21 protein-coding genes are annotated in these 23267 nt (G+C 65.2%); 13 read left to right on the plus strand and 8 right to left on the minus strand.

Features of this window, described 5'->3' with window-relative positions; all coding sequences use genetic code 11:
• Positions 1 to 29: 29 nt before the first annotated feature.
• The 4 genes from EZM81_RS13555 to EZM81_RS13570 all read left to right on the plus strand — a co-directional run bounded on the left by EZM81_RS13555 (position 30) and on the right by EZM81_RS13570 (position 3500).
• The gene (locus tag EZM81_RS13555) at positions 30 to 353 is read left to right on the plus strand and encodes a RidA family protein (RefSeq protein ID WP_136646083.1); all 324 of its coding nucleotides are present in this window, start codon (positions 30 to 32) and stop codon (positions 351 to 353) included.
• A gap of 142 nt (positions 354 to 495) precedes the next feature.
• On the plus strand, positions 496 to 1413 hold the full coding sequence (locus EZM81_RS13560; protein WP_136646084.1) for a LysR substrate-binding domain-containing protein: 918 nt from the start codon (positions 496 to 498) through the stop codon (positions 1411 to 1413).
• Between the two features lie 116 nt (positions 1414 to 1529).
• A complete protein-coding gene (locus tag EZM81_RS13565) occupies positions 1530 to 2675 on the plus strand; it encodes an alanine racemase (protein WP_136646085.1) in 1146 nt (381 codons plus the stop codon).
• Positions 2676 to 2717: 42 nt separating this feature from the next.
• Positions 2718 to 3500 (plus strand): SDR family NAD(P)-dependent oxidoreductase, encoded by a 783-nt coding sequence (locus EZM81_RS13570; protein ID WP_135450606.1) that lies wholly within the window; start codon positions 2718 to 2720, stop codon positions 3498 to 3500.
• A gap of 15 nt (positions 3501 to 3515) precedes the next feature.
• Here the strand turns inward: EZM81_RS13570 and EZM81_RS13575 are convergent, their stop codons facing one another.
• Both EZM81_RS13575 and EZM81_RS13580 read right to left on the minus strand, forming a co-directional pair.
• On the minus strand, positions 3516 to 4658 hold the full coding sequence (locus EZM81_RS13575) for an amidohydrolase/deacetylase family metallohydrolase (protein ID WP_205909991.1): 1143 nt from the start codon (positions 4656 to 4658) through the stop codon (positions 3516 to 3518).
• Between the two features lie 18 nt (positions 4659 to 4676).
• Entirely contained in the window at positions 4677 to 6122 is a 1446-nt protein-coding gene (locus EZM81_RS13580) for an aldehyde dehydrogenase family protein (protein ID WP_136646086.1), read from the minus strand.
• Between the two features lie 220 nt (positions 6123 to 6342).
• Between EZM81_RS13580 and EZM81_RS13585 the strand changes: the two genes are divergently transcribed.
• Complete coding sequence (locus EZM81_RS13585; protein ID WP_136646087.1) at positions 6343 to 7875, plus strand: M81 family metallopeptidase; 1533 nt, start codon at positions 6343 to 6345, stop codon at positions 7873 to 7875.
• Positions 7876 to 7968: 93 nt separating this feature from the next.
• Here EZM81_RS13585 and EZM81_RS13590 read toward each other — a convergent pair whose 3' ends face one another.
• Genes EZM81_RS13590 through EZM81_RS13600 form a run of 3 tightly spaced genes read right to left on the minus strand, consistent with a single transcriptional unit; the run spans position 7969 to position 10906 of the window.
• Positions 7969 to 8937, minus strand: coding sequence for an ornithine cyclodeaminase family protein (locus EZM81_RS13590; RefSeq protein ID WP_136646088.1), 969 nt, complete (start codon positions 8935 to 8937; stop codon positions 7969 to 7971).
• A 17-nt stretch (positions 8938 to 8954) separates the two neighbouring features.
• Complete coding sequence (locus EZM81_RS13595; protein WP_135450611.1) at positions 8955 to 9746, minus strand: SDR family NAD(P)-dependent oxidoreductase; 792 nt, start codon at positions 9744 to 9746, stop codon at positions 8955 to 8957.
• A gap of 20 nt (positions 9747 to 9766) precedes the next feature.
• The gene (locus EZM81_RS13600) at positions 9767 to 10906 is read right to left on the minus strand and encodes a hypothetical protein (protein WP_136646089.1); all 1140 of its coding nucleotides are present in this window, start codon (positions 10904 to 10906) and stop codon (positions 9767 to 9769) included.
• A gap of 259 nt (positions 10907 to 11165) precedes the next feature.
• Here EZM81_RS13600 and EZM81_RS13605 point away from each other — a divergent pair, with 259 nt between their 5' ends.
• The 5 genes from EZM81_RS13605 (at position 11166) to EZM81_RS13625 (ending at position 16431) form a co-directional block, all read left to right on the plus strand.
• Positions 11166 to 12047: an NAD(P)-dependent oxidoreductase gene (locus EZM81_RS13605; RefSeq protein ID WP_135450613.1), complete on the plus strand. Its 882-nt coding sequence runs from the start codon at positions 11166 to 11168 to the stop codon at positions 12045 to 12047.
• Between the two features lie 243 nt (positions 12048 to 12290).
• Entirely contained in the window at positions 12291 to 13523 is a 1233-nt protein-coding gene (locus EZM81_RS13610; RefSeq protein ID WP_136646090.1) for a sugar ABC transporter substrate-binding protein, read from the plus strand.
• A gap of 87 nt (positions 13524 to 13610) precedes the next feature.
• Complete coding sequence (locus EZM81_RS13615; RefSeq protein WP_135450615.1) at positions 13611 to 14519, plus strand: carbohydrate ABC transporter permease; 909 nt, start codon at positions 13611 to 13613, stop codon at positions 14517 to 14519.
• On the plus strand, positions 14516 to 15346 hold the full coding sequence (locus EZM81_RS13620; RefSeq protein WP_136646091.1) for a carbohydrate ABC transporter permease: 831 nt from the start codon (positions 14516 to 14518) through the stop codon (positions 15344 to 15346). Before EZM81_RS13615 ends, EZM81_RS13620 begins: the two co-directional genes overlap by 4 nt.
• 26 nt (positions 15347 to 15372) lie before the next feature.
• Positions 15373 to 16431 (plus strand): ABC transporter ATP-binding protein, encoded by a 1059-nt coding sequence (locus EZM81_RS13625; protein WP_136646092.1) that lies wholly within the window; start codon positions 15373 to 15375, stop codon positions 16429 to 16431.
• Between the two features lie 72 nt (positions 16432 to 16503).
• Here the strand turns inward: EZM81_RS13625 and EZM81_RS13630 are convergent, their stop codons facing one another.
• Complete coding sequence (locus tag EZM81_RS13630) at positions 16504 to 16959, minus strand: hypothetical protein (RefSeq protein ID WP_136646093.1); 456 nt, start codon at positions 16957 to 16959, stop codon at positions 16504 to 16506.
• A gap of 289 nt (positions 16960 to 17248) precedes the next feature.
• Here EZM81_RS13630 and clpB point away from each other — a divergent pair, with 289 nt between their 5' ends.
• Positions 17249 to 19864 (plus strand): ATP-dependent chaperone ClpB, encoded by a 2616-nt coding sequence (clpB, locus tag EZM81_RS13635; protein WP_136646094.1) that lies wholly within the window; start codon positions 17249 to 17251, stop codon positions 19862 to 19864.
• A 265-nt stretch (positions 19865 to 20129) separates the two neighbouring features.
• Here clpB and EZM81_RS13640 read toward each other — a convergent pair whose 3' ends face one another.
• Positions 20130 to 20693 carry a DUF4202 domain-containing protein gene (locus EZM81_RS13640; protein ID WP_136646095.1) on the minus strand — a complete coding sequence of 188 codons (564 nt, stop codon included), beginning with the start codon at positions 20691 to 20693 and terminating at the stop codon, positions 20130 to 20132.
• Between the two features lie 122 nt (positions 20694 to 20815).
• On the minus strand, positions 20816 to 21301 hold the full coding sequence (locus tag EZM81_RS13645; protein WP_135450621.1) for a fasciclin domain-containing protein: 486 nt from the start codon (positions 21299 to 21301) through the stop codon (positions 20816 to 20818).
• Between the two features lie 287 nt (positions 21302 to 21588).
• Between EZM81_RS13645 and msrP the strand changes: the two genes are divergently transcribed.
• Together msrP and msrQ are read left to right on the plus strand one after the other, a co-directional pair.
• Positions 21589 to 22494 (plus strand): protein-methionine-sulfoxide reductase catalytic subunit MsrP, encoded by a 906-nt coding sequence (gene msrP, locus EZM81_RS13650; RefSeq protein WP_136646096.1) that lies wholly within the window; start codon positions 21589 to 21591, stop codon positions 22492 to 22494.
• Positions 22494 to 23102 carry a protein-methionine-sulfoxide reductase heme-binding subunit MsrQ gene (gene msrQ, locus EZM81_RS13655; protein ID WP_136646097.1) on the plus strand — a complete coding sequence of 203 codons (609 nt, stop codon included), beginning with the start codon at positions 22494 to 22496 and terminating at the stop codon, positions 23100 to 23102. The genes msrP and msrQ overlap by 1 nt, the downstream gene beginning before the upstream one ends.
• Positions 23103 to 23267 lie beyond the last annotated feature (165 nt).

Here is a 23267-nt window from a genome sequence, read left to right on the forward strand (position 1 = left end):
AGGCACCAGATACGGGGAGACAGCGGAAAATGACCAGCAGACGTTACGGATCGGGCCCAAGCGGCGCCGGCAAGCAACCCTTGCCCTTCGCCCGCGCGGTCTGGCCGGACGGCTGGCGTTATGTCTCGGGCCAGGTGGCCTTGGAAAACGGCGAGATCGTCGGGGGCGGCATCATCGCCCATTCCCGTCGCGCGATCGAGAAAATGACCGCCATCCTGCATGAGGCCGGCTATGGCATCGAGGATGTGGTGCGGGTCGGCGTCTGGCTGGACGAGCCCCGCGATTCCTGGAGCTTCAACGCCGTATATGCCGAATGCTTCGGCGAGAATTCGCCCGCCCGTGCTGCCGGATAGTCGCAGATGATGGTCGACTGCAAGATCGGGATCGACTGAGGGGCCTTCAGGGCCGACCGCAAGGTCGCTGCGCAATAGACATCGGGTCAACGTGTTGTTTACTGTCCTGCGCGGAGGCGGACAGAACCAAGGAGTTGACGCGATGGAAAGCCGATGGCTGGAAGATTTCCTTAGCCTGGTCGATACGCGCAACTTCTCGCGGTCAGCCCAGGCGCGCTATACGACGCAGCCTGCCTTCAGCCGCCGCATCAAAAGCCTGGAGGAATGGGTCGGCGCACAGCTTTTCAACCGCAGCACCCAGCCCATCACGTTGACCCTGTCGGGCGAGAGGTTTCGTCCGGTGGCCGAGGATGTGCTGCGCCGCCTGTACCAGGGGCGCGAAGAGGCCAGGCGGATCGGGGACGTCTCGTCACAGACCATTCGTTTTGCGGCGACCCACAGCCTGTCGCTGAACTTCTTCCCGGGCTGGCTGCGCGCGCTGGAGGTGCGCAGCCATACGTTCAACACGCGGTTGGACACAAGCCAGTTCAACGATTGCATCCACATGCTGCAAAGGGGCGATTGCCAGTTCCTGATCAGCTACACCCATCCGGTGATCCCGATGCACCTGCCGCCGGAACATTTCAGCGCAAAGCTGGTGATGCGCGACAGGCTGGTGCCCGTGACCCTGCCCGACAACCGGGGCCAGCCGGTCGATCGCCTTCCGGGAACCGAGGACGAGCCGGTGCATTACCTCGCCTATACCGAAACCTCTGCGATCGGCCGCGTCGTCGAACACGTGATCGCCACCTGCGAAGAGCCCCTGCACCTGAAGCGGGTCTTCGTCTCGCACATGGCGGCCGTACTGAAGGCGATGAGTTCGGAGGGCCGGGGCACGGCCTGGTTGCCGGAAAGCCATCTGACGCGCGAATTTGCCGAGGGTTCGCTGGTGCGGGCGGGAGATGAACGCTGGAACATTCCGGTGGACGTGCGGGTGATCCGGTCGCGCGATCCCCTTCCCGAAATGGCCGAGGAGCTTTGGGCGCTGCTGCCGGGGGACGAGGATACCGACTGGGGTTGATGCACCACAGGCATGATGCCTGCCGCAGCTTGCATTGGCCAGCATGGCGGTGGCCGGTCTAGCTTTCGGGGGTAGCCCCGATCGGATGCGGGGCAGATCCTGCCCCGGAGACTGTTATGACCACCCTTGCCAGTCTTGAAACCCCCTGTCTGATCCTTGATCGGGGTAGGCTGGAGCGCAACGCTGCCCGGATGACGGCGCGTTTCGCCGGCACCGGGGTGCAGCTGCGACCGCACATGAAGACGGCCAAATCCATTGATGTGGCGCGCATCGCGCTGGCCGGGAACTTCGGGGGTGTCACCGTCTCGACCCTGAGGGAGGCGGAATATTTCGCAGACCACGGGATCGACGACATCATCTATGCCGTGGGTCTTGTTCCCGACAAACTGCCCCGCATGGCCCGGTTGATCCGGCGCGGGGTGCGCGTAAGCGGGATCACCGATAGTCTGGCCCTGGCCGAGGCGATCAGCCGGGCCGCCGTCGCCGAGGGCGTCGTGGCAGAACTGATGATCGAGCTTGATTCCGGCGAGCGTCGCGGAGGCCTTGCCGCCGGAAGCGAGGCGATCGTGGAACTGGGCCGGGCGCTGCACGATCTGCCAGGCACGCGGCTGGGAGGTGTGCTGACCCATGCCGGCAATTCGTATCAGTGCCGCAGTCTTCAGGCCTTGCAGGATGTCGCCGAGCAAGAGCGGCTGACCGCCGTGACCGCCGCTGCGCAGCTACGTGCGGCCGGTCTGGCTTGCCCTGTGGTCAGCGTCGGCTCGACCCCCACGGCGACGCACGGTCTGTCGCATGAAGGGCTGACCGAGATGCGCTGCGGCGTCTACCTGTTCGGGGATGTCTTTCAGCACGAGATCGGATCGCACGCGCTGGACGACATAGCGGTTTCCGTGCTGGCAACCGTGATCGGCCACCGGCCCGACCTGAACGCGGCGCTGATCGATGCGGGCGCGCTGGCACTGTCAAAGGACCGCAGCACAGGCGCCCCGGGGCTGCCCGAGGATGTGGGTTTCGGCATGATCATGGACGAAACCTGTTCGCACCGTATCGGGCGTGTGCGCGTCGGTCATGTCTATCAGGAACACGGGATGCTGGTCTGCGACGGCCCCTTCCCCTTTGACCAGCTGCAAGTCGGCACACGTGTGCGCGTACTGCCCAACCATGTCTGCATGACGGCGGCCATGTATGATGGCTACCGCGTGCTTGACCCGGCCGACCCGCGGCGCGTCGCGGATTACTGGCCGCGCGCCAACGGCTGGTGATCAGCCGGACCGCATTCGTCACCACGCAACGGGAGCACTGAAATGGGCGTCTTCGATCGCCTTCGTCTGGACGGCAAGACTGCATTCATAACGGGTGGAAGCCGGGGCCTTGGACGCGAGATCGCCCTTGGCCTGGCCGAGGCGGGGGCCGACATCACCATGGCAGCCCGAACTGCGGACAGTCTGGCGCGGACGGCGGCAGACATCCGGGCGCTGGGCCGGAAGGTCACGACGATCGTCGCCGACATGGCTGACCCCGCAACCTGCGAGGCCGCCTGCACCGCCGCCCTGGACCGGGCGGGGTGTTTCGACATCCTCGTCAACAACATCGGCGGCCGCCGGGTCAACATCGGGCTGGAGGAAATGGAGCTGCAGCAGTGGCACCAGCTTCTGGACCTGAACCTGACCTCGACCTTCCTGTGCTGCAAGCACATGGGCGGAGCGATGATCCGGCGCGGCACGGGCGGGCGGATCATCAACCTGGCCTCGATCAACGCGATGGTGGCCGGGCGCAATATCCAGGGCAGGCATTACGAGGCAGCCAAGGCCGGTGTGCTGATGCTGACGCGGTCGCTGGCGGTGGACTGGGCAAGGCACGGCATCACCGTGAATGCCATCTGTCCCGGCATCTTCGCGACCGAGCCGAACCGCATCTGGGCCGAGAAGAACCCAGCCATCATCGAGGGCTATGTCCAGACGATCCCCATGGGGAAGCTGGGCGATCCCGAGGATCTGGGCACGCTGGCGGTCTATCTGGCCAGCGATGCCGCGCGCTACATGACGGGCGCGGGTCTGGTGATAGACGGCGGATATACCTGCCTGTGAACGGGGGGCGGGGGCTCAGCCCTCCCCGCCCTCGGCCCACCACTTGCCGCGCAGCACCATCCCGCGGCTGACCAGGCCGGTTTCAGCCACGATCACCTCGCCCGAGACATCGACATGTTCGAACCGGCCTTCGGCCAGTTCCAGGATCGTCGCATCGCCGGGCGTTCCCGGTCGCAGCGAGCCCAGTTCCGGACGACGCAGGGCGCGGGCAGGGTTCTGTGTGGTGGCGCGGATCACCTCGGTCAGCGACATGCCCAGCGCCATGAACTTGGACATGACCGCAAGAACGTCGAAGGCCGGGCCGTCGCAGCACAGCACGTGCACGTCCGACGAGATGACGTCGGGCAGGATGCCTTCGGCCAGCATGGGGCGGGCGGACTTGAAGGAAAAGCCGCCGAAGCCGTGGCCGATGTCGAAGATGATGCCACGGCGGCGGGCTTCAAGGATGTCTTCGCGGATCCGGCTGCCACGGGTTACGGGCGCGTTGGGGAAGGGACGGAAGCAATGGGTCAGCACGTCGCCGGGACGCAGCGCCTCAAGCACCTCTTTCCGGCCGGGCGGGGGAAAGTCGATATGCGCCATGACGGGCAGGTCTAGTTCTTCGGCCACCTCGATGGCCAGAAGCAGCGGCGCCAGACCGGAACTGCCGCCGGCCCGCGCGCCGACCCGTGCCTTGATGCCCACGATAAGGTCCAGGTTCCTTTCGGCCAGCGCCAGGCATTCGCGGCTGTCCAGAAGGCGCAGATCTTCGCATTCGCCCATCATCACGTTCTTCGAGAAGGCGAAAATGCCGGGGAAGGAAATGTTGAGATAGGCCAGGATACGCGGTGCGGCAGGTTCGACGATGAACTTGCGCAGGCCCGCGAAGTTGCCCGCCCCGGCGCTGCCGGCATCGACGAAGGTGGTGGTGCCGCTGCGTCTGGCGATGGTTTCGGCATCGACGCCAAGCGAGGTGCCGCCCCAGTAGACATGACTGTGCATGTCGATCAGCCCCGGCGTGACGATGCGCCCCGCGACCTTTCGGACCTCGCGCGCACCCTGACCCAGATCGGGGCCGATGGCGGCGACCTTTCCCCCAAGGAAGGCCACGTCCGTCACGGCATCAAGGCCCTGATCTGGGTCGATCACCCGGCCACCCTTCAGCAGAAGGTCATACATCAATCTCTCCCAGTGGCATCAGTAGCGGATGCCGACATTCTTGGTCTGGACATAGCCCAGAAGCGCCTCTTGACCCTTTTCCCGGCCATAGCCGGAACGTTTCATGCCGCCGAACGGCGTTTCCACCCCGCCAGCCCACCATTCGTTGACATAGACCTGGCCGGCGACCAGGCGATCGGCCGTCCAGTGCGCCAGCCGAAGGTCACGGGTGTAGACGCCGGCGGCAAGGCCATAATCCGTGCCGTTGGCGATAGCGACCGCCTCTTCGGGCGTATCGAACGGCAGGACGACCAGAACCGGGCCGAAGAATTCCTCCTGCGCGATGCGCATGTCCGGGCGGACGCCCGTGAAGATCGTCGGCGCCATGAAGTGGCCCCTCAGGCCCGGCACCCGCGCGCCGCCCAGGACCAGCGTCGCGCCTTCCGCCACGCCGGCGCGGCAGAGCGCCTCGACCCTGTCCAGCTGGCGCGCGTTGATCAGGGGGCCCATGTCACAGCCGTCGATCCCCGGCCCGACCTTCAGGGCGCGGGCCCGCGCGGCGATGCGATCCACAAGTTCGTCGTGGATGGAGCGGTGCACGATCAACCGCGCCCCGGCCGAGCAGATCTGGCCCGCGTGATGAAATATCCCGCGGGTGGCCGAGGCTGCGGTTCTTTCCAGATCGGCGTCGGCATGGACGATGGCACCCGACTTGCCGCCAAGTTCCATGACGCAGGGGATCACGCGCTCGGCCGCGGCGCGCAGGACGCTCTTTCCCGTTTCCACAGAGCCGGTGAAGACGATGTGGTCGATATCGTGATGGCTGACCAGGGCGGCGCCTGCCTCCGGGCCGTAGCCACAGACGATGTTGACCGCACCCGCCGGAACGCCGGCCCGATGGCAGGCTTCCGCCAGGAGGAAAAGACTTAGCGGAGAGTCCTCGGGCGACTTCAGCACGACGGTATTGCCGGTGACGATGGCGCAGGCGACCGAGCGCGCACCGACAGGCAGGGGGCCGTTCCAGGGAACGATCTGGGCGGACACCCCATAGGGTTCATGCGTCGTGTAATCGATGTAGCCAGCGCCAAGCGGGATCTGCCGGCCTTCCAGCTTGTCGGCGAGGCCGGCGTAATAGTTCAGATACCGCTGGGTCAGGGCAACCTCGGCCCGGCCTGCCGCCAGGGTCTTGCCGTTGTCGCGGCATTCGACCAGGGCGATCTCGTCGGCCATGTCGCCCAGGTGGCGGGCGACCTCGATCATCAGGTCGCCGCGCCGGTGCGGGCGCAGGTCGCGCAGGACGCGGCTGTCAAAGCAGCGCCGGGCGGCAGCAACGGCTCGGTCGATGTCGGCTGCAGTTGCGCGCGCAACTTCAGCGATGGGTTCGTCCAGCGCGGGGTCGGTAACGGTGATCCGCGTGCCGTCGCCCCCGTCGACCCAGGCCCCGTCGATATAGTTCTGCCAGTAGGGCCGAACCTGCTGTGCCATACGTCCTGCTCCTGCCCGGGCGGAACCCGCCGCCTTTGGCACGAGTATTTACCGGCATGGGGCGGGTGGCGAATGCCAAAAGCCGATCATGCCATGCCGCAAACGCATTCCGACCGGCCTTCATGCCGGCGGCGCATTGGTCTAGACCTTCCTTGCATTGGCCGGCCAGGCGCGGATCGGACTATCGTTCACCCAAGCGAACTGGACCGGGAAAGACGAAATGACAAGAAACGCGCCCCGCCGAGTTGCCATTCTCGGGCTCATGCTCGAAAGCAACCGCTTCGCCCCGGTCATCGGTGAAGACGATTTTGTGAAGCGGGTCTATCTGGTCGGCGACGAGATCCTTGAGGATCTGTACAGCCTGGAACCCAAGCTGCCAACCGAGATCCGGGGTTTCCGGGCCGAGATGGACAGCCGAGGGAACTGGCAGCCGGTGCCGATCCTTGTCGGCCTGGTCGAAGCGGGCGGGCCGATGGACCATGCCTTCTTCGAGACGGCGATTCAGGAAATCCGCACCCGGCTGACAGCGGCGCTGCCGGTGGATGCGGTCTACATCTCGAACCATGGCGCGATGATCACGACCGAGAATGCCGATCCAGACGGGGAAATCTTCGCTGCCGTGCGCCAGATCGTCGGGCCGGAGGTGCCGGTGGTGGCAACGCTGGACCTGCATGGCAACGTGTCCGAGCGGATGGTGGAAAGCGTGGATGCCATCGTGGCCTATCAGACGAACCCCCATGTCGACATGCTGGATCGGGGGCGCGACGCGGCGTCGATCCTGCACGAGCTTTTCGCGGGCATGAAGCCCGAAGTGGCCTTTGTCCGCCTGCCGCTGGTGCCGCCGACCGTGACGCTGCTGACCGAGGCCGGGCCCTATGCTGACATCATGCGTTTCGGCCAGTCGCTGCGGGATGACAGGATTGCCAACGTCTCGATTCTGGGGGGATTTGCCTACAGCGACACACCGAAGAACGGTCTGGCGATCATCGTGACGGCGCGCGAGCGCGATGGCAGCGCACGTCGGGTCGCCAATGCGATCGCCCGCCATGCCTGGAGCCAGCACAAGCGGTTCGTGCCGCACCTGACATCGCTGGATGAAACCGTGCGCAAGGTGCTTGAGGTGGGGGCGGATCCCTCGTTGCCGGCGGTTATCCTGGCCGATGTGTCCGACAACCCGGGCGGCGGCGGCAATGGCAACACGATGTGGATTCTCGAGGCCCTTTACAAGGCGGGGGCTACCGGCGTGATCGTCGGTGTCATCAACGATCCGGCCCTTGCGCAGGAGGCCGCAAGGCTTGGGCAGGGCGCGCGGTTCCGGGCGGTGTTCAACCGGGTGCCGCCGGACGAATTCTCGCAACGGTTCGAGGCGGATGCCCGGGTGGTTTCCATCCGGGATGGCGATTGCGTCGGCCGGCGCGGGTTCTATGCCGGTCGGCGGATGAACCTTGGCCTTTCGGTGCTGCTGGATCTGGGCGGAATCCAGGTGGTAGTCATCTCGATCAGGACGCAATGCGCCGATCCGATCTTCCTGGAGATGATGGGGCTGGACATCAGGGCAGCCCGGGCGGTGGTGGTCAAGTCGCGCGGGCATTTCCGCGCGGGCTTCGACGAATTCTTTGGCCCGGATCAGGTGATCGAGGTGGATGTGCCGGGTCTGACTTCGCCGGTTCTCACGCGGTTCGACTTCCGCAGGATGCCACGTCCGGTGTTCCCGATCGACGCCGAGGTGGACTGGACGCCCCCGCAGGATTGATGCAGGCCCTGCCGCATCCGAAAGCCCCGCCTCCCTGCCGGGCAGGCGGGGCTTTCTTGCTGCCGCGCGGGAGGAAGGCGCGACAGCGGTAATTCAGTAGGCAACCTCGGTTCCCCGGCCGGAGTCGCGTGCGCGCCTTGCTGCCAGATCGGCCACCACCAGATCCTGCAATGCAACCCCGGTGCCGTCGAAGAGGGTGATGTCCTCTTGCGATGTTCTGCCCCGGGCTGCTCCGGTCAGGACCTGGCCAAGGGGCACAAGGTCAGCCGCGCGGATCAGCCCTGCGGCATGGGCATGCTGGCATTCGCCGATGCTCACCGCTTGCGAGGCCTCATCCACAAAGACCCGCGCCGCGCCGAACAGCGCGGGATCCAGCTCCTGCTTGCCCCGCGTATCGGCACCCATTGCGCTGATATGGGTGCCGGGGCGGATCCAGTCGCGCATGAGGATCGGCTTTTGCGAAGGCGTGACCGTCACGATGATCTCGGCCGCGCGGGCGACGGCTTCCGGGGTACTTTCGGCCACGCAGTCGAACCCCATCTCCTGCACGACCCTTGCGAAGCGCGCTGCGCTTTCGGGCTGCATGTCCCAGGCGTGGACGCGGTCGATCCGTCGCACCGCCACCGTGGCACGAAGCTGGTGCAGAGACTGTCCGCCGGTGCCGATGATGCCCAAGACGGAGGCATCCTTCCGCGCAAGGCTGCGGGTGGCCAGCGCCGATGCGGCGCCCGTGCGGATGCCGGTCAGGTAGTTCGCGCTGACCAGGGCCGTTGCCCGGCCGGTTTCCGGATCGAACAGCAGGGTCGAGGACTGGTGGTTCGTCAGCCCCCGGCCAAGGTTGTGCGGCCAGTATCCACCCGCCTTGAGGCCAAGGAACGGAGCCGAGATATCGCCGCCTGCCTTCACGCCAAAGACCGCATCGGCATGGCCCACCACTTCGCGCACGACGGGGTAGTTGCGGGCCTCGCCCCGTGCCATGGCGGAAAAGACGCTGGCGACGGCCTCGATCGCGTCCTCGACGCTGACCAGTGACTGGGCAAGGGATTCCGAGATGATGAGCATGCCTGGGTTTCCTACTGCTATTCGAGGATGAATTCGCTGATCATCACGTTCATCCCGGCAAGCAGCCCGCCATCCACCGGAAGCGATACGCCGGTGATGTAACCTGCCTCGTCCGAGCCAAGGAACGAGACGGCCTTGGCGATGTCCTCGGGCTCGGCCACGCGGCCCATGGGATACCAGCGGGCAAGTTTCTGGAAGATCTGCGGATCCTTCTGCTGGCGGATCGTCCAGGTGATGTTGTCAGTGCGCACCGAGCCGGGCAGGACTGCGTTGCAGCGGATGCCGTGGCGGCCGTATTCCGAAGCTACAGATTGCGTCAGATTGATCAGGCCCGCCTTGGCGGCACTGTAGGCCGGGTTGCCGAAGTAGCGCACCGCGTTGACCGAAGAGATGTTGACCACGGCCCCGCCGCCGCGGGCCTGCATCCGCGGCAGGACCGCGCGCAGGCAATGGTAGGTTCCGTTCAGGTTGACGTCGATTTCCCTGTGCCATGATTCCAGACCGATCCCGGCCAGATTGCCGGCATCGGTAAAGGCCGCATTGTTGACCAGTAGCGTGATCGGACCCAGCGCTGCTTCGCAGGCATCGATGGCGGCAGTCAGCACGTCCATGTCCGTGATGTCGGCGCCGGTGGCAAAGGCGCGGCCGCCTTCGTCCTGGACGAGACGCGCGGTTTCGGCCACGCCTTCGGCATCAAGATCGATCACCGCGACCGAGGCCCCCTCGCGCGAGAGATGCCGGGCGATGGCGCGGCCGATGCCATGGGCGGCACCGGTCACAAGGGCGATTGTCTGGTCATGTCTGGGCAAGGTGTCCTCCGGTCGGGATGTCACAGGGCCGCGGCAATCCAGTCGAGAGACCGGAGGCGCATGTGCCCGTAGTTGTAGAAGGAGATCCGGTCCGCCCCGGCGGCGCGGGCGGCCGCGATGCAGGAGGCAAGCTCGGGCGCGCCGGTGACATGCGGCCAGGTTGGACGCAGGATGAAGCCAAGGCGGGCCTTCGGGCCGGCAGTGGCGCGAACCTCGGCCATGTCTTCGGCGATGGCTTCCGGCCCACGCTGGTAGGCCGTCACCTCAAGCCTGTCCGCCGCGCTGGCCAGGGCAGCAAGATCACTGCCTTCGCGCCAGGCCAGGCTGTTCGGGGTCTGGGTCGAGGGGATCGCGGACAGGCCGATGTCACGGGGCAGGGCGGCGCGGATCTCGGTGATCAGGCTGGTCACGGTGTCGGCGCGCATGGCCAGGAAGGCGGCCCAGTCCGTATCCGAAGGCAGGTCCGGCAGGGGCGCGGCGTCATCGGCAAGGAAGGCATCCAGCGCGTTGCGCGACTGCGCCGCAAGTGCCTGACCGTCAATTCCGGCCTGGCGTGCGCGGGCAAGGCAGGCCGGGCAGAAGCACATGCCCAGCAGCGTTTCAGCCGCGGGCGTCAGTTCGATCAGTTCGAATTCGTGATGGTGGCCATGCCGATAGGTCTGGAAGCCAGGTGTTTCGATCGCGATCTCGCGCACGCCCGGCTGGGCTGCCGTGTCAAGGCATAGGGCAGTCAGGTAATGACGCACCTCGGGTTGCGAGGGGCAGAGGGCGTTCACCAGCACATCGCCGAATGGTGTCTGGCAGGCCAGGTCGGGATGCAGGGAGCCCAGTCGCGAATTGTGCAGGCCCACGGTCCAGGCGGTCACATGAAGGTCGGGGGCAGCGCGGGTCAGGTCGGCCAGGGCATCATGCTCATCAACCAGACTTGCGGCCAGCGGTTGCAGCCGGCCGTAGCGCGACGGATCGGGCCGGAAATACACGGTCCCGTCCTGGGGAAAGATGACGCGCCCATGGGGGGAATGGGGTCGCAGGAACTTGCCGGCGTGATAGGCGGTCGCCACCGACACGGCGTTCAGCCCGGCACCGGTCAGCCGTGCGGCGACCTCGGCGGTGCCTTCGTCCTGAAGATCCCAGGGATAGACGAACATGCCGCGCAGCATGGCGCGCCCTCCTCTGCCTGCGGTTCAGCGCAGACTGCCGTGCGGGGCAGCCCCCGTCTCTGTCGCCAGATTAGGCGCCTGTGCTGCGCGCAACCAATGCCATGCCGGTATGACGGCATTCGGTAAACGCATTCGCCTGTGCCCTACGGTCGGGTTACTGTCAGGAAGGCCCATCGCTCGCGAACCGCGACGGACGCGCTGGGGAGCAGCCGGAACGGTTCTGCTTGAGCGATGGCCAACTTGCAGGGAGGACCGCAGAATGAAGAACATCGTCGTCACCGGCGGCAGCGGGAAGGCGGGCCGGGCGGTCTGCCGGCATCTGGTCGAACGCGGCTACACGGTGCTGAACGTGGACATGGCGGCATCCCCCGATCCGGTCTGCCCGCTGCTGAAGGCGGATCTGACCGATTTCGGGCAGGTCATGGACGCGATGCAGTGGACGGGCGGCAAGGACCATCCGTTCCGTCAGTTCCGGACGCCCGATGCGGTCGTGCATCTGGCGGCGATCCCCGTCCCGGACACCACGCCCGAGGAACTGACGTTCCGCAGCAATGTCGTGTCCACCTACAACGTCTTTGACGCGGCACTGCGTGCGGGGGTCCGGCGCATCGTCTGGGCCTCGTCCGAGACGACGCTTGGCCTGCCCTTTGGTCCGGCGAACCCGCCCGCCTATGCGCCGGTGGACGAGGACCATCCGATGCGCCCCGAAAGTGCCTATTCGCTGTCCAAGGATCTGGCGGAAGAGATGGCGCGGCAGATGGCGCGCTGGAACCCCGGGACGACCTTTATCGGCCTGCGCCTGTCCAACGTGATGGAGCCGCATGACTATGCCCGCTTTGCCGGCTGGCAGGACAATCCGCGGTTCCGCGAATGGAACCTCTGGGGCTACATCGACGCACGCGATGCCGCGCAGGCGGTGCGCCGGGCGCTGCATGTCGACATGGAAGGGGCGGACCATTTCATCATCGCCAATTCCAATACGGTCATGACCCGCGACAGTGCGGATCTGATGGCCGAGGTCTTCCCCAACGTCCCGATGCGCGCGGCCGTCGCCGGGCGGGCCACGCTGCTGTCGATCGACAAGGCGCGTCGGATCCTTGGCTACGAGCCGGAGTATGACTGGCAGGGGCCGAACGGCTGAGCCGCGCCGGGAAGCGGGCGGGATTGGGGGCGTCCGGCCGCAAGGTCGGGCGCCTTTGCCTTTCAGGCCGGAGGGCAGAAACCCCTTGATTTCCAATATTATGCAGGGACCACATACCCCCATGCGATTATTCAATTTCGTTTGAGGCGGCATAGCCTGCACAGTGAAGCCATCAAGAACGGCCGCAAGAAGCCGGTTCTGAAGAGAAGCGACCACCGTAAACCCAGCAGGAGAGACCTCCCAATGACCCATCTGTTCCGGACGTCCACGGCGACCCTGGCGCTCAGTCTTGGCATCCTCGGCTTCGTGCCGGCGGCCCTGGCTGAAACCGTCGTCGATTTCACTGTCGCCGAATACAGCTCGAAGACCGGCCCCTATTTCCAGGAAGTGGCCAACGCCTTCCAGGCCGAGAACCCCGACATCAGGATCAACATCGAGGTCGTGCCGTGGGATACCCTGCTGCAGCGCCTGACCACCGACGTGGCCGGCGGCAGCGCGCCCGACATCTCGATCATCGGGACAAGGTGGCTGCTTGACTTCGCCTCGCAGGGTGTGGCCGAGCCGATCGACGGCTATCTGACGCCGGAGTTCAAGGATACGTTCATCGACACCTTCATGGCGCCCGGCGTGATCGACGGGAAGACCATGGGCCTGCCGGTGGCGGCCTCGGCCCGGGCCATGATGATCAACATGGATCTGTACGATCAGGCTGGTGCCACCCCGCCCACGACCTGGGATGAGCTCTACGAGGCCTCCAAGAAGATCGCGGCGCTGCCGGAAACCTTTGCTTTCGGCCTGCAGGGCAAGGAAATCGAGACCGACGCCTACTTCTACTATGCGCTCTGGACGCACGGCGGCGACATCCTGAAGCCCGACGGAACCAGCGGGCTCGACAGCCCCGAGGCGCTTGAGGCGGCGACGCTTTACAAGAAGATGATCGATGAAGGCCTGACCCAGCCCTCGCCTACCAACTATACCCGCGAGGACGTGTTCAACCTGTTCAAGCAGGGCAAGGTCGGCACGATCTTCACCTTCCCGATGCTGATCCCGCAGATCAAGGCCGAGGCGCCGAACCTCAAGTATCGCATCATGCCCTTCCCGGAAGGCAAGGCCAAGGCGACCTATGGCGTGACCGACACGCTGATGATGTTTGCGGATTCCGATGCGAAGGAGGCCGCCTGGAAGTTCATCGAGTTCGCCTACAAGGATGAATGGCGCGAAAAGTTCGACATGGGCGAGGGCTTCCTGCCCGTGACGAAGAACGTGGCGGCGCTGCCCCACTTCACCGAAGATCCGGATGTGGCCGGCTTTGCCGCAGGCCTGCCCTATGCCAAGTTCGCGCCGACCATCGCCAACTGGGAAGAGATCGCCGACGTGACCGTGCGCACGCTGCAGCGGATCTATCTGGGCCAGGTGTCCCCGGAAGAAGGGCTGAAGGCGGCTGCGGCCGAGATCAACAAGATCCGCGGTCTCTGAGCCCGAAAACGGCAAGAGCGGCCTTGTGCCGCTCTTGCCATGTCTCAGTCGAATGGGTGCCCTGACTGTTGCGGGGCGTGAGGAGCGATGGCGAACCGCATCCAGAAAGCCGTGCCACTGATGATGATCCTGCCGGGTCTGCTGCTGGCGATCACCATCATCGGCTATCCGATCATCGACCTGGCCTGGACCTCGATGCAGGACGTCAGCCGTTTCGGCAAGCTGACAGGCTTCAACGGCGGTGCCAATTATGCAGAGGTCTTTGCCGACCCGCTGTTCTGGGGGTCGCTCTGGCGCACCGGGATCTGGACGGTCGCGGTCGTGGGCGGAACACTCGTGATCTCGATGCCGGTGGCAATGATCCTGAACGACGATTTCTACGGACGGGGTCTGGCTCGCGTCATTATCATGCTGCCCTGGGCGATTTCGCTGACGATGACGGCGGTGGTCTGGCGCTGGGCGCTGAACGGGCGCGCGGGCCTGCTGAACGCGACGCTGATGAATGCGGGCATCATCGATCAGCCGATCGAATGGCTGGCGACCGCCAATACCGCCTTTGTGGTGGAAATCCTGGTGGGAATCCTTGTCTCGATCCCCTTCACGACGACCATCCTTCTGGGAGGGCTGTCCTCGATGCCGCAGGACGCCTACGAGGCCGCAGTGGTGGATGGCGCGTCGGGCTGGGACCAGTTCCGCCACATCACGTTGCCCCTGATGAAGCCCTTCATCAACATCGCGATCGTGCTGAACGTGATCTACGTCTTCAACTCGCTGCCGATCATCTGGGTCATGACCGAAGGCGGACCGGCCAATGGCACCGACATCCTGGTGACTTACCTTTACAAGCTGGCCTTCCGCTTCGGGCAGCTGGGCAAGGCGGCGGCGATCTCGCTGGTGATGTTCCTGGTCCTGCTTGCCTTCACCATGTTGTATGTCGCCCTGGTCAGCCGGAACGACCGCGATGATGCCGCCCCGGAAGAGGAGGTCGACGCATGACCAGCAAGCTGACCCGCAGCCTGATCTACTGGGCAATCCTGTCGCCGCTAGTCGTGGTGATCCTGTTTCCGTTCGGCGTCATGTTCGTCACCGCCGTACGCCCCCGCGAAGAGCTGTTTGTCTATCCCCCGACCTGGGGCTTCAGCGAATTCCGCTGGGAGAACTTCTCGGAAATGTGGGTCAAGACCAACTTCGGTGGGGCGCTCCTGAACAGCCTTTATGTCAGCATCGCGGCAACGGCGGTCGCGCTTTTGCTGTCGATTCCGGCGGCCTATGCCATGTCGCGCTACCGCTTTGCCGGCAAGGGGGCCTATCGCACCTTCCTGCTGATGACGCAGATGATGTCGCCCATCGTGCTTGTGCTGGGCCTGTTCCGGCTGATGATGGCGTTGGGGCTGGTGAACGACCTGAACTCGCTGGTGCTGACCTATGCGGCGTTCAACATGGCTTTCACCATCTGGATGCTGCAAAGCTACTTCAATTCGATCCCGCGCGACCTCGAGGAAGCAGCCTGGATGGATGGGGCCAGTCATCTGACCAGCCTGGTACGCATCTTCCTGCCGCTGGCCGTGCCGGCGGTGGTCGTGACGGCGATCTTCACCTTCATCAACAGCTGGAACGAATTCGTGCTGGCGCTGACGATGATGCGCTCGTCCGAGGACTTTACCCTGCCGGTGCAGATCTATGCGCAGGTCGCCGGGCGGTACCAGGTCGAATGGCACCATGTCATGGCCGCGACCGTACTGGCCACCGTTCCGGTTGCCATCGTGTTCTCATGGCTGCAGCGCTACCTCATCCGGGGCATGGCGCTGGGTGCCGTCAAATGACCAGACTGCTTCACAAGGGTTGAAAGATGTCCTCTGTCACCATCCGCGGGGTCACGAAGAGGTACGGCGCGCTGCCCGTGCTGCACGGGATCGACCTCGAGATCCGCGATCGGGAATTCGTCGTGCTGGTCGGTCCCTCGGGCTGCGGGAAATCCACGCTGCTGCGCATGATCGCCGGGCTGGAGACGATCTCGTCGGGCGATATCCTGATCGGTGACCGTGTGGTCAACGACGTGCCGGCCAAGGCCCGCGACATCGCGATGGTGTTCCAGAACTATGCGCTTTATCCGCACATGTCGGTCTACGAGAACATGAGCTTCAGCCTTCGCCTGAAGCGGACGGCAAAGGACGTGATCGACCGCAAGGTGCGCGAGGCGGCCGATATCCTGAACCTGTCCAAGTTCCTCGACCGTTCGCCCCGGCAGCTTTCGGGCGGTCAGCGCCAGCGCGTGGCAATGGGCCGGGCACTGGTGCGTGACGCGCAGGTGTTCCTGTTCGACGAGCCGCTGTCGAACCTGGACGCCAAGCTGCGCGTGGTCATGCGCACCGAGATCAAGGCGTTGCACCAGCGGCTGCAAACGACCTCGGTCTATGTGACGCACGATCAGATCGAGGCGATGACGATGGCCGACCGGATCGTGGTAATGAACGCGGGCCGGATCGAACAGATCGGGACACCGCTGGAACTGTATGATACCCCGGCCAACCTGTTTGTGGCCGATTTCATCGGTTCGCCTTCGATGAACTTCCTGCGGGGCACGCTGGAGCAGGGCGCTGTCACGCTTGCAGACGGCAGTCGTCTGCCGGTAGCTGCGGCCCCTCAGGTCGCGGCCGGCCGCAAGGTGGTCTTCGGCATCCGGCCCGAACATCTGGCCCTGTCGGACGATGACAATGGGCTGGCGGCCGAGGTCGAGGTGGTGGAACCGACGGGCGCGAACATCCAGGTCTATGCCAAGGTCGCAGGGATGCCGCTTTGCGCGGTATTCAATGAACGGCATGACTTCCGCCCCGGTCAGGTCATCCGACTGACCTGGTCACCCAGGCAGGCACATCTGTTCGACGAGGCATCTGGACAACGGATGTGATCCTGCCCCGAGCCGCCCGGGACCGCAGATCGGACCGGGCCGATTGGCGACTGCGAAAACCCGGAAGGTTGCTTACCCCAGGCCGTTTCCTTGCGATGGACCGGCCCCCCGGGAAGCCTTGAAGATCGGGGGCGGGATATCATCTGCGTCTTCGGGCAGGAAGGGTCGCAGAACCGGATGAAGATGGCGCGGGTCCCCCCAGACCGAGACATAGACCTCGGCTGGGTAGCCGTTCGCCAGATGCTCGGGCACAAGGTCGATGATCCGCACCCGCAGGTCATCGCCATGGGCAATCGAAGGGGTCACGATCTCTTCCGCGACAGGGCCGAGATGGCCCAGGCAGACCGGGCGCTGACGCGGAATCACGCCAAGTAGTGGCTGGCGAACCCGGGCGAAGACGCCGATCCGGCCGTCTGCCAGCCGGTCGAGCCAGGCAGGATCGCCGATCGACAGGCCCGTGCGGGCGACATGGACTGTCAGGCCCTCGACCGGGGCCTTGTGGATCAGGGGAAGTTTCGCGTCAGTCATGGGCCATGCCTTCCTTGGGCGAGGTCCAGAAGGCGGGGTTGTCCTGCGGGATGCAAGGCGCGATCCGACAGGGTGCCGGGCATGCGCGGGGACCGGCGCAGCAGGGCTTTCGGGGTCGGCGGAGAAAGGCCGAACCTGCCGACGGGGCGGGAAGCTGCCGATGGCGGTTTTTCTGCCGACGGGGATTGCAAAGCCCGTGGACCGCGCCCACCTGTGGCCCAAGGCCCTTTGCGATGCGCTGGAGATCCGGGCACCGCCGTCAGGGCGCTTCATGAGAGGAGAATTGCCGATGAATTTGGAGAAATTCACGGAGCGGTCGCGCGGTTTCCTTCAGGCCGCCCAGACCATCGCGATGCGGGAAAGCCACCAGCGTGTGCTGCCCGATCACCTGCTGAAGGCCCTGATGGACGATGACCAGGGGCTGGCCGCCAACCTGATCCGCCGCGCCGGGGGCAGCCCCGAGCGGGTGAACGAGGCGATCAATGCCGCAATCGCCAAGCTACCCAAGGTTTCGGGTGGCGACGGGCAGACCTATATCGACCCGAGCCTCGTGCGCGTGCTGGACGAGGCCGAGCAGGTCGCCAAGAAGGCGGGTGACAGTTTCGTTCCGGTGGAACGCCTGTTGACGGCGCTGGCGCTGGTAAACACGCGCGCGAAGGACGCGCTGACCGCGGGGGCGGTGACGGCCCAGGGGCTGAACGCCGCGATCAACGACATCCGCAAGGGCCGCACGGCGGACAGCGCCTCGTCGGAAGACACGATGGAGGCCCTGAAGAAATATGCCCGCGACCTGACGGAACAGGCGCGGGACGGCAAGATCGACCCGATCATCGGCCGCGACGAGGAGATCCGCCGCGCGATGCAGGTGCTGTCGCGGCGCACCAAGAACAACCCGGTGCTCATCGGCGAGCCCGGCGTCGGCAAGACCGCGATCGCGGAAGGTCTTGCGCTTCGTATTGTCAATGGCGACGTGCCGGAAAGCCTGAAGAACAAGCGGCTGATGGCGCTGGACATGGGCGCTCTGATCGCCGGGGCCAAGTATCGCGGCGAATTCGAGGAGCGGCTGAAGGCCATCCTGAAGGAGATCGAGGCTGCCGCCGGCGAGATCATCCTGTTCATCGACGAGATGCATACCCTGGTCGGTGCGGGCAAGTCCGAAGGCGCGATGGATGCGGCGAACCTTATCAAGCCGGCGCTGGCGCGGGGGGAACTGCACTGCATCGGCGCAACGACGCTGGACGAATACCGCAAGCATGTGGAGAAGGATGCAGCCCTTGCCCGCCGCTTCCAGCCGGTCTTCGTCGAGGAGCCAACGGTCGAGGACACGATCAGCATCCTGCGCGGCATCAAGGAGAAATACGAGCTGCACCACGGGGTTAAGATCAGCGACTCGGCCCTGGTTGCCGCGGCGACGCTGAGCCACCGCTACATCACCGACCGCTTCCTGCCCGACAAGGCCATCGACCTGGTGGACGAGGCCGCCAGCCGCTTGCGGATGGAGGTGGATTCCAAGCCCGAGGAGCTGGACGCGCTGGACCGGCAGATCCTGCAGTTGCAGATCGAGGCCGAGGCCCTGAAGAAGGAGGACGATGCGGCATCGAAGGACCGGCTGGAGAAGCTGGAGAAGGAGCTGGCCGAGCTGCAGCAGCAGTCGGCCGAGCTGACCGCCAAGTGGCAGGCCGAGCGCGACACCCTGGAAGCCGCGCGCAGCCTGAAGGAACAGCTGGACCAAGCGCGCGCGGAACTGGAGCAGGCCAAGCGCGAGGGTAACTTCGCCAGGGCTGGCGAGCTGCAGTACGGCCGCATCCCCGAGCTGGAGAAGAAGCTGGCCGAGGCCGAGGGCCGCGACGGCGAGATGCTGGTGTCGGAAACCGTTCGGCCCGAGCAGATCGCCGAAGTCGTGGAACGCTGGACGGGCATTCCGACCTCGAAGATGCTGGAGGGCGAGAAGGAAAAGCTTCTCCGCATGGAAGAGGAGCTGGGCAAGCGCGTGGTCGGCCAGAAAGCAGCGGTCGAGGCCGTCAGCCGTGCCGTTCGCCGGGCGCGGGCGGGGTTGTCGGACGAGAACCGCCCGCTGGGCAGCTTCCTGTTCCTTGGCCCGACCGGCGTCGGCAAGACGGAGCTGACCAAGGCGCTGGCCGAATATCTCTTCGACGACGACAATGCGATGGTGCGCATCGACATGTCGGAGTTCATGGAGAAGCACTCGGTCGCCCGGCTGATCGGCGCTCCGCCCGGCTATGTCGGCTATGACGAGGGCGGCGTGCTGACCGAAGCGGTGCGGCGCCGGCCCTATCAGGTGGTGCTGTTCGACGAGGTGGAAAAGGCGCATCCGGACGTGTTCAACGTGCTGTTGCAGGTTCTGGACGACGGGCGGCTGACCGATGGCCAGGGCCGGGTCGTGGACTTCAAGCAGACGCTGATCATCCTGACCTCGAACCTCGGTGCGCGGGCACTGTCGGAACTGCCGGAAGGCGCCGATTCCAGCGCGGCCAAGGCCGAGGTAATGGAGGCAGTCCGGGCGCATTTCCGCCCCGAGTTCCTGAACCGTCTGGACGAGCAGATCATCTTCGACCGGCTGAACCGGGCGGATATGGCCGGCATCGTCGAGATCCAGCTGAAGCGGCTGGAACAGCGTCTTGCCGCGCGCAAGATCACGCTGGACCTGGATGCCGATGCCAAGGCCTGGCTGGCGGACGAGGGCTACGATCCGGTCTTCGGCGCGCGGCCCCTGAAGCGGGTGATCCAGCGCCAGCTGCAGGACCCGCTGGCCGAGATGCTGCTGGCTGGCGAGGTCATGGACGGCTCGACGATCCGCGTGACCGCAGGGCCCGAGGGTCTGATCATCGGCGAGCGCGTGGTGGCCAGCCGCCGCGAGCGGCCCAGCGTGGCCGTGGTCCACTAGGGCGCTTCGGAAACGTCGAACGAGAAGGGCCGGTGCGGGAGCACCGGCCCTTTTCCATTGGTTTGCCCCAGCCCGGAAATCAGGGGAAGCATACGCCGGTAATAGGGGGTCTGTCCCGGGGTCCGGGCCCGGGACAGAAATCGAGCGCCCTCGCGGGCGCAGGCCCGCAATCCCGCCCTTGGCCGTTCCGGCCAACCGGCTCGGGCAATGGGGGGCACCGCTCCAACCCCCGAAAGCATTTGCCAAGGCGCAAGTGCTGGGGCGGTCACACCCGGAAGGCGGCCGCAAGCTGCTCTGGCAGGGTGAATTCGGCCAGAGCGCGGGCACGGGCATCGGCCGACATCTTGCGAGCCGTCTGGGTGACGATCCGGGCCACTTCCGCCGGGTCGCGGCTGGCGGCGAAGGGCTGGAAATACCAGCGCAGGAAGGTGAAGCAGATCACGTCCTCAAGCGCCTGCACCTCGGGGTCGCGTTTCAGGCCTTCCTTGCGCAACAGGACGCCGACACGAGCGCATTCGTCCTGGCCATACCCGGCCTTGGCCATGAGATCGGAGACCCGGTCGGCATGGCGGCGGGCCTGTTCCCGTCGCCAGGCAAGATAGCCCTCTTTCCCGTCGGGATAGTTCCCGCGGGGCAGCAGCCAGCGTTCAATGTGCTGGCCACGGGCGGCGATTTGCAGGATTTCGGAGGCGTCGGGAAAGAGGCGCGCGAGTTCCCGGCTCATCCGCTGACCGTAAAGCAGTGCGGCAGGCAGGCCTTCCTCGGCCGTAGGGTCGGCGCTGTTTGCCGCGTCGATCAGGGCAAGGGCGCGGGTCAGGCGGTCGGTCATCGGTGGATCCTCCGGGACTTTTCCTTGCAAGCGATACCCGAAGGCGCCGGCCCTGGAAATGAAAACCGCACCCCGAAGGGTGCGGTGTCCGTTCCCGGGGGGTAAGCCCCATGTCTGCCAAATCAGCCTTCGGGCGGCAGGATGACCGAGTCGATGACGTGGATCACGCCGTTCGAGGCCTCGACATCCGGGCCGGAAATCACGGCGCCGTTCACCTTCGGCCCGCCCTCGAGGGTAATGGTCACGTTCGCGCCCTGGACGGTCGCGGCGGTCATGCCTTCGGTCAGGTCGGTCGACATGACCTTGCCCGGGACGACGTGGTAGGTGAGGATCGAAACCAACTTGTCCTTGTTCTCGGGCTTCAAGAGGTCTTCCACCGTGCCGGCGGGCAGCGCGGCGAAGGCGGCGTCGGTCGGCGCGAAGACGGTGAACGGGCCTTCACCCTTCAGCGTCTCGACCAGGCCGGCAGCGGTCAGCGCGGCGGCGAGGGTGTTGAACGAGCCCGCCGCGACGGCGGTGTCGACGATGTCCTTCGAATGTCCGTCCGCAAAGGCGGGCATGGTCAGGGCGGTGGCGGCGGTCAGCGCAAGAAAGGTTCTGCGGATCATGTGGTGTCACTCCCGTTATGATCGGTATGCCGTCATTGGCAGAACGGTATATGATCGGGATGCCATGCCGGATCACCCATACGAATCCGTGAGTTACACTTGCCCGCTGAAAACGGCGCGCTAAGCCGGCGACCTTTTGCCGGGCAAGTCAAAACCATGTGAACAAAGGTCATCCGAAGTGAGGCGCAAAGCCGTGGATGTTTCAGCGCTGTCCCGCGGTTGTGACGTGGATTGCTTTGCCTTTTGCCGCTTTCGACGCAAGTCTGGCGAAAGCGAAGGAGGCTGGAATGCGCCGTCTGACCTGGTCTGATGTCACGCCGAAGCAGCTGTGGCTGAACCGCCGCCAGATCATTGCCGGTGGGGGGGCTGCGCTGATGGCGGGCCCGGCGCTGGCGCGGATCAAGGCAGCACCCAGCCGGTATTCTACGGACGCCACGCCGAATACCTTCGAGGAGATCACCAGCTACAACAACTTTTACGAATTCGGCACCGGGAAGGACGACCCGAAGCGTTACGCCGGGGCGCTGACCACGGACCCGTGGTCGGTGGTGATCGACGGGCTGGTGGAACGCCCCGGCACCTATGATCTGGCGGATGTGGTGAAGGGCCAGCCGCTGGAGGAACGAATCTACCGTTTCCGCTGCGTCGAGGCCTGGTCGATGGTGATTCCGTGGATCGGCTTCGAGCTGGCGGGCCTTCTGAACCGGGTCGGCGTCCAGCCGGGGGCGAAGTTCGTGGCCTTCGAAACGCTGGTCCGGCCCGAAGAGATGCCGGGCCAGTCCTCGCGCTTCATCGACTGGCCTTACCGCGAGGGGCTGCGGCTGGACGAGGCGATGCATCCGCTGACAATCCTGGCCACCGGTCTTTACGGCGAGGAGATGCCGAAGCAGAACGGCGCACCGATCCGGCTGGTGGTCCCGTGGAAATACGGCTTCAAGTCGATCAAGTCGATCGTGCGGATCAGCCTGACCGACCGGATGCCGCCCACGACGTGGAACATGTTGCAGCCGCAGGAATACGGCTTCTATGCAAACGTGAACCCGAAGGTTGATCACCCACGCTGGAGCCAGGCCAGCGAACGGAGGGTAGGCGCGGGCCTTTTCGCCGGACGGCAGGACACGCTGATGTTCAACGGCTACGAGGCCGAGGTGGCCGGGCTTTACGCCGGGCAGGATCTGGCGGTGGATTACTGATGCAGCGTGCGAATGCCCTGGTGCGGCGGGTGCCGACCTGGGCCGTCTATGGGCTTGGCTGCCTGCCGCTGGCGTTTCTGGTCTGGGCCGCGGTCAGAGGGGGCCTTGGGGTCGATCCGGTCAAGGCGATCGAGCATCGTCTGGGCGAACTGGGCCTGCAATTCCTTCTGGCCTCGCTGGCGGTCACGCCCCTGCGTCGGGTCGGGCTGAACCTGATCCGCTTCCGTCGGGCGCTGGGTCTTCTGGCCTTCGTGCATGTATCACTGCATCTGGCGGCCTGGGTCTGGCTGGACATGGGCCTGCGCTGGGCCGAGATGGCGGCAGATCTGGTGAAGCGGCCCTATGTGATTCTGGGCATGGTCGGGTTCCTTGCCATGCTGCCGTTGGCTGCGACCTCGACCGATTCCGCGATTCGGCGGCTTGGACCGGTTGTCTGGGGGCGTCTGCACCGCCTCAGCTATGTGGCGATTCTGGCTGGCGTGCTGCATCTGGTCCTGCTGTCGAAGGTCTGGACGGCCGAAGTGATCGCCTATGCGGGCCTTGCGCTGCTGCTTTTGGCGCTGCGGCTGGTGCCGCGCAGCCCGCGACGGGCGGCAGCCTCGGTCTGACTGCGGTTTTCTGCGACGCGCTGGCAAGATTATTGCCGAACAGCGGGGTTTCTTGTGGTCAATCTTGCGCCAACCCCAAGATTTCGTGATGGTTTCAGTCCTGCGCAAAAATTTTGCGACAATCGCATTTTTCCCTCTTGCGGCTGGTGTGTGGTCTCCGTAAAT

The organism is Tabrizicola sp. YIM 78059 (assembly GCF_004959785.1).
GTDB classification, from domain to species: domain Bacteria; phylum Pseudomonadota; class Alphaproteobacteria; order Rhodobacterales; family Rhodobacteraceae; genus Tabrizicola; species Tabrizicola caldifontis.

Bases quoted from the DNA above. Each gene is read 5' to 3' on its own strand.
- EZM81_RS13555 (WP_136646083.1), top strand. From the start codon at position 30: ATGACCAGCAGACGTTACGGATCGGGCCCAAGCGGCGCCGGCAAGCAA.
- EZM81_RS13560 (WP_136646084.1), top strand. From the start codon at position 496: ATGGAAAGCCGATGGCTGGAAGATTTCCTTAGCCTGGTCGATACGCGC.
- EZM81_RS13565 (WP_136646085.1), top strand. From the start codon at position 1,530: ATGACCACCCTTGCCAGTCTTGAAACCCCCTGTCTGATCCTTGATCGG.
- EZM81_RS13570 (WP_135450606.1), top strand. From the start codon at position 2,718: ATGGGCGTCTTCGATCGCCTTCGTCTGGACGGCAAGACTGCATTCATA.
- EZM81_RS13575 (WP_205909991.1), bottom strand. From the start codon at position 4,658: ATGTATGACCTTCTGCTGAAGGGTGGCCGGGTGATCGACCCAGATCAG.
- EZM81_RS13580 (WP_136646086.1), bottom strand. From the start codon at position 6,122: ATGGCACAGCAGGTTCGGCCCTACTGGCAGAACTATATCGACGGGGCC.
- EZM81_RS13585 (WP_136646087.1), top strand. From the start codon at position 6,343: ATGACAAGAAACGCGCCCCGCCGAGTTGCCATTCTCGGGCTCATGCTC.
- EZM81_RS13590 (WP_136646088.1), bottom strand. From the start codon at position 8,937: ATGCTCATCATCTCGGAATCCCTTGCCCAGTCACTGGTCAGCGTCGAG.
- EZM81_RS13600 (WP_136646089.1), bottom strand. From the start codon at position 10,906: ATGCTGCGCGGCATGTTCGTCTATCCCTGGGATCTTCAGGACGAAGGC.
- EZM81_RS13605 (WP_135450613.1), top strand. From the start codon at position 11,166: ATGAAGAACATCGTCGTCACCGGCGGCAGCGGGAAGGCGGGCCGGGCG.
- EZM81_RS13610 (WP_136646090.1), top strand. From the start codon at position 12,291: ATGACCCATCTGTTCCGGACGTCCACGGCGACCCTGGCGCTCAGTCTT.
- EZM81_RS13615 (WP_135450615.1), top strand. From the start codon at position 13,611: ATGGCGAACCGCATCCAGAAAGCCGTGCCACTGATGATGATCCTGCCG.
- EZM81_RS13620 (WP_136646091.1), top strand. From the start codon at position 14,516: ATGACCAGCAAGCTGACCCGCAGCCTGATCTACTGGGCAATCCTGTCG.
- EZM81_RS13625 (WP_136646092.1), top strand. From the start codon at position 15,373: ATGTCCTCTGTCACCATCCGCGGGGTCACGAAGAGGTACGGCGCGCTG.
- EZM81_RS13630 (WP_136646093.1), bottom strand. From the start codon at position 16,959: ATGACTGACGCGAAACTTCCCCTGATCCACAAGGCCCCGGTCGAGGGC.
- clpB (WP_136646094.1), top strand. From the start codon at position 17,249: ATGAATTTGGAGAAATTCACGGAGCGGTCGCGCGGTTTCCTTCAGGCC.
- EZM81_RS13640 (WP_136646095.1), bottom strand. From the start codon at position 20,693: ATGACCGACCGCCTGACCCGCGCCCTTGCCCTGATCGACGCGGCAAAC.
- EZM81_RS13645 (WP_135450621.1), bottom strand. From the start codon at position 21,301: ATGATCCGCAGAACCTTTCTTGCGCTGACCGCCGCCACCGCCCTGACC.
- msrP (WP_136646096.1), top strand. From the start codon at position 21,589: ATGCGCCGTCTGACCTGGTCTGATGTCACGCCGAAGCAGCTGTGGCTG.
- msrQ (WP_136646097.1), top strand. From the start codon at position 22,494: ATGCAGCGTGCGAATGCCCTGGTGCGGCGGGTGCCGACCTGGGCCGTC.